Annotated in this window: 8 protein-coding genes and 1 pseudogene; 3 read left to right on the top strand and 6 right to left on the bottom strand. The window is 60.1% G+C overall.

Annotated elements, in window-relative coordinates; translation table 11 throughout:
* Positions 1 to 419 precede the first annotated feature (419 nt).
* Positions 420 to 533: pseudogene (locus HMPREF9465_RS14040) on the top strand (zinc ribbon domain-containing protein); the annotation flags it as partial.
* Between the two features lie 40 nt (positions 534 to 573).
* Here HMPREF9465_RS14040 and HMPREF9465_RS12805 read toward each other — a convergent pair.
* The 6 genes from HMPREF9465_RS12805 to HMPREF9465_RS07120 form a co-directional block, all read right to left on the bottom strand.
* Positions 574 to 1,185: a GNAT family N-acetyltransferase gene (locus tag HMPREF9465_RS12805; protein WP_005435498.1), complete on the bottom strand. Its 612-nt coding sequence runs from the start codon at positions 1,183 to 1,185 to the stop codon at positions 574 to 576.
* Positions 1,182 to 1,445, bottom strand: a complete 264-nt coding sequence (locus HMPREF9465_RS07145) for a ribbon-helix-helix protein, CopG family (protein WP_005435497.1) — start codon at positions 1,443 to 1,445, stop codon at positions 1,182 to 1,184. The genes HMPREF9465_RS12805 and HMPREF9465_RS07145 overlap by 4 nt, the downstream gene beginning before the upstream one ends.
* A 168-nt stretch (positions 1,446 to 1,613) precedes the next feature.
* Positions 1,614 to 1,958 carry a hydrogenase maturation nickel metallochaperone HypA gene (locus tag HMPREF9465_RS07140; protein WP_005435496.1) on the bottom strand — a complete coding sequence of 115 codons (345 nt, stop codon included), beginning with the start codon at positions 1,956 to 1,958 and terminating at the stop codon, positions 1,614 to 1,616.
* Positions 1,946 to 3,241, bottom strand: coding sequence for a hypothetical protein (locus HMPREF9465_RS13250; protein ID WP_005435495.1), 1,296 nt, complete (start codon positions 3,239 to 3,241; stop codon positions 1,946 to 1,948). Before HMPREF9465_RS13250 ends, HMPREF9465_RS07140 begins: the two co-directional genes overlap by 13 nt.
* Positions 3,238 to 3,915, bottom strand: a complete 678-nt coding sequence (hybE, locus tag HMPREF9465_RS12430; protein WP_005435494.1) for a [NiFe]-hydrogenase assembly chaperone HybE — start codon at positions 3,913 to 3,915, stop codon at positions 3,238 to 3,240. The genes HMPREF9465_RS13250 and hybE overlap by 4 nt, the downstream gene beginning before the upstream one ends.
* 275 nt (positions 3,916 to 4,190) lie before the next feature.
* Positions 4,191 to 4,664, bottom strand: coding sequence for a peroxiredoxin (locus tag HMPREF9465_RS07120; protein WP_005435492.1), 474 nt, complete (start codon positions 4,662 to 4,664; stop codon positions 4,191 to 4,193).
* Positions 4,665 to 4,903: 239 nt separating this feature from the next.
* On the opposite strand from HMPREF9465_RS07120, the gene HMPREF9465_RS07115 reads away from it, so the two are divergent.
* Both HMPREF9465_RS07115 and HMPREF9465_RS07110 read left to right on the top strand, forming a co-directional pair.
* On the top strand, positions 4,904 to 5,935 hold the full coding sequence (locus tag HMPREF9465_RS07115; protein WP_005435490.1) for a threonine aldolase family protein: 1,032 nt from the start codon (positions 4,904 to 4,906) through the stop codon (positions 5,933 to 5,935).
* Positions 5,936 to 6,160: 225 nt separating this feature from the next.
* Entirely contained in the window at positions 6,161 to 6,412 is a 252-nt protein-coding gene (locus HMPREF9465_RS07110) for a carboxymuconolactone decarboxylase family protein (protein WP_005435486.1), read from the top strand.
* Positions 6,413 to 6,427 lie beyond the last annotated feature (15 nt).

The raw sequence follows: 6,427 nt of genomic DNA, 5'->3' as shown, positions 1-6,427 counted from the left end.
TGGTGGACTTCTTACGAGAATTGCGTTTGGTGTTCGTGTTCATTGGATGCACCCGTTTGGCGGGCTCCGATTATCCCATGGACACAAAATTTCTGACGCTCTCTGCAACTCTTGTTCAGAAACAAAGGGCGGATTGGTGACAGTCAGACGTTCAAAAAAATGCAGCTCCATAACCAGCATTATTGCTAGCGCGGTTCAGGCGTAAACCTGAACACTCTAATTCGGGTTTGTGCGGAGATGCGCTCCAAGTGAGTGCAGATTGTTGAGCATATCCGCTGTCAGCGGTCAGGGAGTCCTCCGGCAGCAAGAGGAGGACCCCCCCCCAGCCGAAAGAGAGGATGGGCGTGGAGGAATCACACTGCTATAGCCTGAACTTGCCATCGGGTTTGACACTCAATCGTTCATTTGCCTAGAAAGGGACATGCCCGCATTGCGGTACTCACCATGACCGGGATATCAATGCCTCCCTGAACATCAAGCAGGAAGGCATCCGGATGTTGAAGGCGGCTGGGCTGACCGTCTTGCGCTCGTAACGTCACGAGCCAAAGCCTGTGGAGATGCGTAAGACCGAAGCTATGGCTGAGGCAACGTCGAAGAAGCAGGAAGGCTCGTCCGATTTGGGTTCAAATCGGACGGGGAGCAGTCACGCCGCCCTTCCGTTTGGAGGGGCGACCGTTTATTTGTGAAGTGTTCGATTTCGAAAAAGAGCATTGGCGGATCTCCTACTTTGCATCGGCGAAAGCCGAGATGCTCATAAAAGCCAATTTCTTTTTCGCCCTTAGGTTGAACGACTAACGCCCAACAACCGGACATCCTGGAAACGCCCTGCGTTATCTTCAAGGCCTCGACTAACAATGCTCCGCCGAGCCCTTGCCCCTGATAGCGTTTATCGACCGCTAGTCTTCCAAGCAGACAGCACGGCAACGGGTTTAGCTTATTCCGACGAAAACCCGCTGACAAGCGATCATGATCAAGAACAGCATTGCTAATGCAAAAATACCCTGCAATGCTTCCCCCCTCATCAAAGGCCACGTAGGTTCGACTGTTGCCATACTTTTCGTTATGAACAGAGCGCGTCCGCAACCACTGGTTCAATACCGGGACGTCGCAATCAAAGCGATCTAGAGCATCTTGTGGAATGTCCGGGTCGAGAGGCAGTGGCTTGGAAAAAGAATAAACGGTCATTTCCAACGCTCATAGGTCATGAGATGGCGACGACGTGCAAGAACTTCTTCACCAGGCGGCGTTGCCATTTCATCTAACAAGGCCTGAAATTCCGTATTGCTTAACGTAATCCTTTCCGGCTCATCCAAGACTTTCCTGAAAAGAGGCTGCAGAGCTTCGCGAATAATTTGGGTTTTGGTGCGCCGCTCTCTGTCTGAGAGAAGATTGAGAATGGCGACCTCCTCTTCCGGCAGACGCAGACTGATGGTTTGAGCACTCATATGGTGTCCTCCTCTAATCTATGGAGATACGATAACCCAAATCGTATTGCATTGCAATACAAGAGCGCCTCTTCATGCCTGCCTTTCCTTTTCCTGTTTCTCCAACTTGAGGGGCGGTGTCGCTTGAGCGGTGTTGATAATCGTTGTTTACGCATGAGACCATAGAAGTCAATCTTCGGGGACGAAGTCGATGACGCGCATTTCAGTGCCTCCCGTGGCAGCGAGATGAAAGCCCCCGCAGACGGGGCAGGGATCGCCATATTTGGCAAGCGGAACGGTTTTGGCGCAGTCGAGGCACCAGGCCTCTCCCCGCGGCCGTTCAATCACGAGCCTTGAGCCCTCGGCGGGCCCTCCGCGAGTGACGGAGACCCAGGCGAATTCAAGGGACGAGATGTCAACCCCTGCGAGTTCGCCCACCTCGATTCGAACCTCCTTCACGCGTGTGACGCCGCTCCGGCCTGCCGTGCGCTCGACAATCTCGATGATGCCTTCGGCAATGCTCATTTCATGCATGTATCACTCCTTCCTGCAGCCCGAAGCCTGATGTCAAGCGGCACGCAGGCGTCAAGCCCGAAGAGCGCCAGACGGATGATGTTTCTGAGAGTCTCCTCGTCGACGCCCGCACCGGAGCGCTTCAGGTGCCTCACGGCGCTTTCAAGCGCCTGCTGGCCGGGACCCTCGGGAGCGAACTGCCACTCGGTGGGGGAAACCACGGCATGGAAGTGCTCGAGTCCGGACCTCGACTGCCTGAAGCCCGAGGCGTGTGTGAGAAGACCTCGGGCGGTCGTCGCGCAGGCAATCGCCCCGCAGGTGTCGGGAAGCCGCATCGTGTAGACCTCGGGAAGGGCAGGCAGATTCTCGTGCTCCCTGTGTGCGAGCTGTGCCCAGAAGGCAGCCGTATCAAGAAGGCGTGCCGCCAGAAGCGTGCCGGCGGACTGACCCGCCGTGGCGCAGAGGGCTTCGACAAGAGGGTGTCCCGCCTCCCTCACGAGTGCTCCCGTAAACGAGGGCCTGCGGCGGTAAACGGGCTCGGCCTCGAAGTCGGCTTCATTCCTGAGCCTGTGGTACATCTCGTCGGCAAAATCCGGAAAGTCGAGCTCATGGGGTTGCGGTACAGGCGGGCAGTCCAGCGCACCGAAGGCTGCGGGCAGGGCATGGTAGCGGTAGGCAAGCGCCGAGGCGACGGTCGAGGCATTCGTCCCGTACCAGGCGGCGTACTGCACGGGCTCGGTCATCTCCAGAAAGGCTTCGGGAGAAATGCCGAAGACCAGTGATGCCAGAAGGCCCTCACAGTCGGCCGTCAGTCTGTCGATGAGGCGGTGTGCCTCAAGGAGGGCGTCTTCATCGACCTGCCCCGTGACGAGGTTGAACCCCTGCAGCGTCCTGATGACGCCCGAGAAGCCCGCCCGGGCCTTTGCATAGGCGGCAAGCGAATCGGCTTGAACAGGGACGCAGACGAGCTTCGAGGCGTCAAGCGCGAGCACGCGGATGTTTTCCAGAAGCGCCTCAAGCATCAGCGCGCGCTCGGCGAGACAGCCGTCGACCGTGCGGCGCTCGTCCTCCGCAAGACCTGCGGTCGCGCGTTCGGCGGCGTCAAGCGTGACGAGATGCGCGCAGGGGCATAGGCTGAAGACGAGCGGCACCACCTCACGGCAGCTCCCCAGGCTTCGGGCAAGCCTGTCCATGAGATTGAGCGTGCGTTCGTTGAGAAGCGATGCGCGTCTCACGCGAAGGTCCCCGGGACGGGATTCCGGCGCGAGCAGCAGATCGACAGTGATGACACCGGCATCGATCATTTGTCCGCTCCCTTCGCCATGCGGGTGAAGAACCCGCGGCGCGTGACCTGAACGGACCCGCCGTCTGCGCCGCCCTGCGGCACGGCCCTGATCGGAATGACCTTCCTGCCCGCGACGGGCGGCGTGAGCGGAGGAATGGGCGTGCCTTCCTCCTCGGTGTCGTAATTCGTCCCGAACTTTTCGTCTTCGGGCACGGTGAGAATGGTCCTGAGGGCGATCTCGGCCACGGCCTCGGCCGCCGCCTGGTCCTCGAACTCCGTAACGGGACTCACGAGCGAGAGCATCAGATAGTCGCCGAGCAGGTCGTCCCTGCAGCCGAGGAACGGAAAGTCACCTGCGGGCAGCTCGAGCGTGCGGACTTCGCCCGCGGGCACGTCGACCCAGCTCTCGCGACACCCGCAGGCATAGACCACGATGACCGCCCACGGCGTCGTCACCGTGCCGATCCAGTCGTTGCCCCATCGGCGGAAGTTGTCCGCCTTCACACGAATGCGCGGATTGAGGATGGGAAGCCCCTTCATGCGGGTCTCGGCAATGCGCCCGAACCCCGACTCGAAGTGGGGCGCGGGCGAATTCGCAAAGACGCGCAGACGGCTCATCTGCGTCGGCATTGTCCTGCGCACGGTCTTGCGTTCGGCTTCATGCGCGGCCTGAGTCACCTTCGTCTCTTCCACGTCCCTCTCCCGTTTTTTCTGTTCGCCCGTCGTCCGCTCTCCGATGTGGGAGGCGCAGGCGGTTGTTTATAGAATGGAGTATAGGAAAGGGCGCACGCTTCATGCATCACCCAAGAGTTGATCTGGGCCTAGTCCAAAGTATCTAGAAGGGCCCATTGCCGAAAAGGCAGGACATCCTTCGGAACGCGAGGCGCTCAGGCCTTGCGAGGGAATGCTCCGTGCATGAACGACAAGAGGCGCAGGCCGTGCCCCCTGTCGTCAGTGGTCGTCCGTCCTCACGCCTTGAGAAGCGCGAGGAGCTCCTCAACGTGGGTCTTCGCCTTGACGCCGTAGAGCGCATGAAGGATCCTGCCTTCGGGCGAGATCACGAACGTGGAGCGTTCGATGCCGCGGCAGAGCCTGCCGTACATCATCTTCTCCTTCATGACGCCGTAGGCCGTGCAGACGACTTCCTCCTTGTCGGCGAGAAGCGGGAAGTTGAGGTTCTGGCGGTCGCGAAAGCCGCAGTGGCTCTTCACGCTGTCGCGTGAGACGCCGGCAACGGCGTAGCCGAGGGCCTCAAAGTCGGCCAGATGGTCGCGAAAGCCCTGGGCCTCGAGCGTGCAGCCCGCGGTATTGTCCTTCGGATAGAAGTAGAGGACGAGGCCGCGACCGGCGAAGGACTCGAGCGTGACGGGCTCGCCGTCAAGTCCGGGCGCCGAGAAGGCGGGCGCTGCGTCGCCCGCCTTGAGCTGAATGCGTTCTGACATAATTGTCTCCAAACAGGAATGCGATCCGGTCAAGATAGCACGGTTTGACGGCAATGTGCGCGCTTTCGCTGCAGGACGGAAATTCCCAAACCATCGCGATTCATCTTGATGCCGTCACTTCATCATAACAACGCCTGCGGGACGGATTGCAAGGAAATACAGGCCACAAAGTCCCCGTTCGGGGAAACGCCGCGAATGCGCTAGAATATGTCGACCCCCACTCAGCATGGACCATGACAATGGCACGACTTGAATTTGCCTCCGACTATATGGAGGGCTGCATTCCGGAGATTCTCACAAGGCTCACGGAAACGAATCTTGAAAAATCGTCCGGCTACGGCTCGGACGAGCATACGGCAAGGGCCGCGGAGCTCATCCGCGAAGCTTGCGACGCTCCCGACGCTGAAGTTCATCTTCTCGCCGGCGGGACCCAGACGAACCGCACGGTGATCGGCGCGATGCTCAAGCCCTGGGAGGGCGTGATCGCCGCCCAGACCGGTCACATTTCCGTTCACGAGGCGGGCGCCATCGAAAGTCTCGGCCACAAGGTGTTCGAACTTCCTCAGCGCGACGGCAAGCTTCGTGCGCGCGACGTCGAGGCCGCCTTCCACAAGTACATCGTCGACGGCAACCGAGACCACATGCCCGCGCCCGCGCTGGTCTACATCTCGCACCCGACCGAAACGGGCACGCTCTACACGCGCGCCGAGCTCGAGGCCGTGACAGGCGTCGCGCACCGCTACGGCGCTCGCGTCTTCCTTGACGGCGCTCGTCTTGCCTATGGTCTCGGCGCCACCAAGACCGACCTGACGCTCGCCGACATCGCCCGCACCTGCGACGCGTTCTACATTGGCGGCACGAAGTGCGGCGCGCTCTTCGGCGAAGCCGTGGTCTTCCCGAAGCCCAACACCTGTCCGCGCTTCTTCACTTGGATGAAGCAGCAGGGCGCACTCCTCGCCAAGGGCCGCATCACCGGTCTGCAGTTCGAGACCCTCATGGAGGAGAACCGCTACGTCGAGTACGGCGCCAAGGCCGTCCGCCTCGCCGAAAAGCTCCGCGAGGGCCTGAAGGAAAAGGGCTATCAGCTCCTCTTCAACTCCACGACGAACCAGACCTTTGTCAAACTCCCCGACGACAAGTACCAGACCCTCTGCGAAAAGGTCGGCCTGAGCTTCTGGGAAAAGCCTGACGACAACCACACGATCGTGCGCCTCGCCACCAGCTGGGCCACGACCGAAGAGGACGTCGACGCGCTCCTCACCCTGATGTAAGGTTCCGACGCCTCCTTTCCGAACGCCCGCAGGCTCCGCGCCCGCGGGCGTTTTGCTGTCTTTTGATCCATGCGGATCATGCATGGTTGAGCATGAAAATGAATCACTGGAGATGGATCTGACCGAATCCTGCACTTTCTGCAAAGGCGGACGGTCGTCCTCCGAGTGAGGAAGTGACGGGTTTTGCGTCCGCTTCCGACATGGACAATGACAGGAGCAATGCTCATGACCGTCAGACAGACAGCAGTCCGGGAGCAGCTCGGCGACTTTGCGCCCGCATTTGCGCGCATCAACGACGACGTTCTTTTCGGAGAAGTCCGGTCGAGGACCGAGGCGCTCGGTCTTCGGGATCGCTCGATCGTGACCGTCGTCTCACTCGTTTCTCAAGGCCTTGTCGACGCCTCGCTCGAATACCACTTCAATGCTGCCTCGGCAATCGCTTCGGTCTTATGCATCACCACAGGCTTCGGCTCGTGACGTCACGAGCGCAAG

Source organism: Sutterella wadsworthensis 2_1_59BFAA (genome assembly GCF_000297775.1).
GTDB lineage: Bacteria > Pseudomonadota > Gammaproteobacteria > Burkholderiales > Burkholderiaceae_F > Sutterella > Sutterella wadsworthensis_A.
The sequence above is the reverse complement of the archived record's forward strand: the minus strand, read 5'-3'. Positions and strand labels throughout refer to the sequence as shown.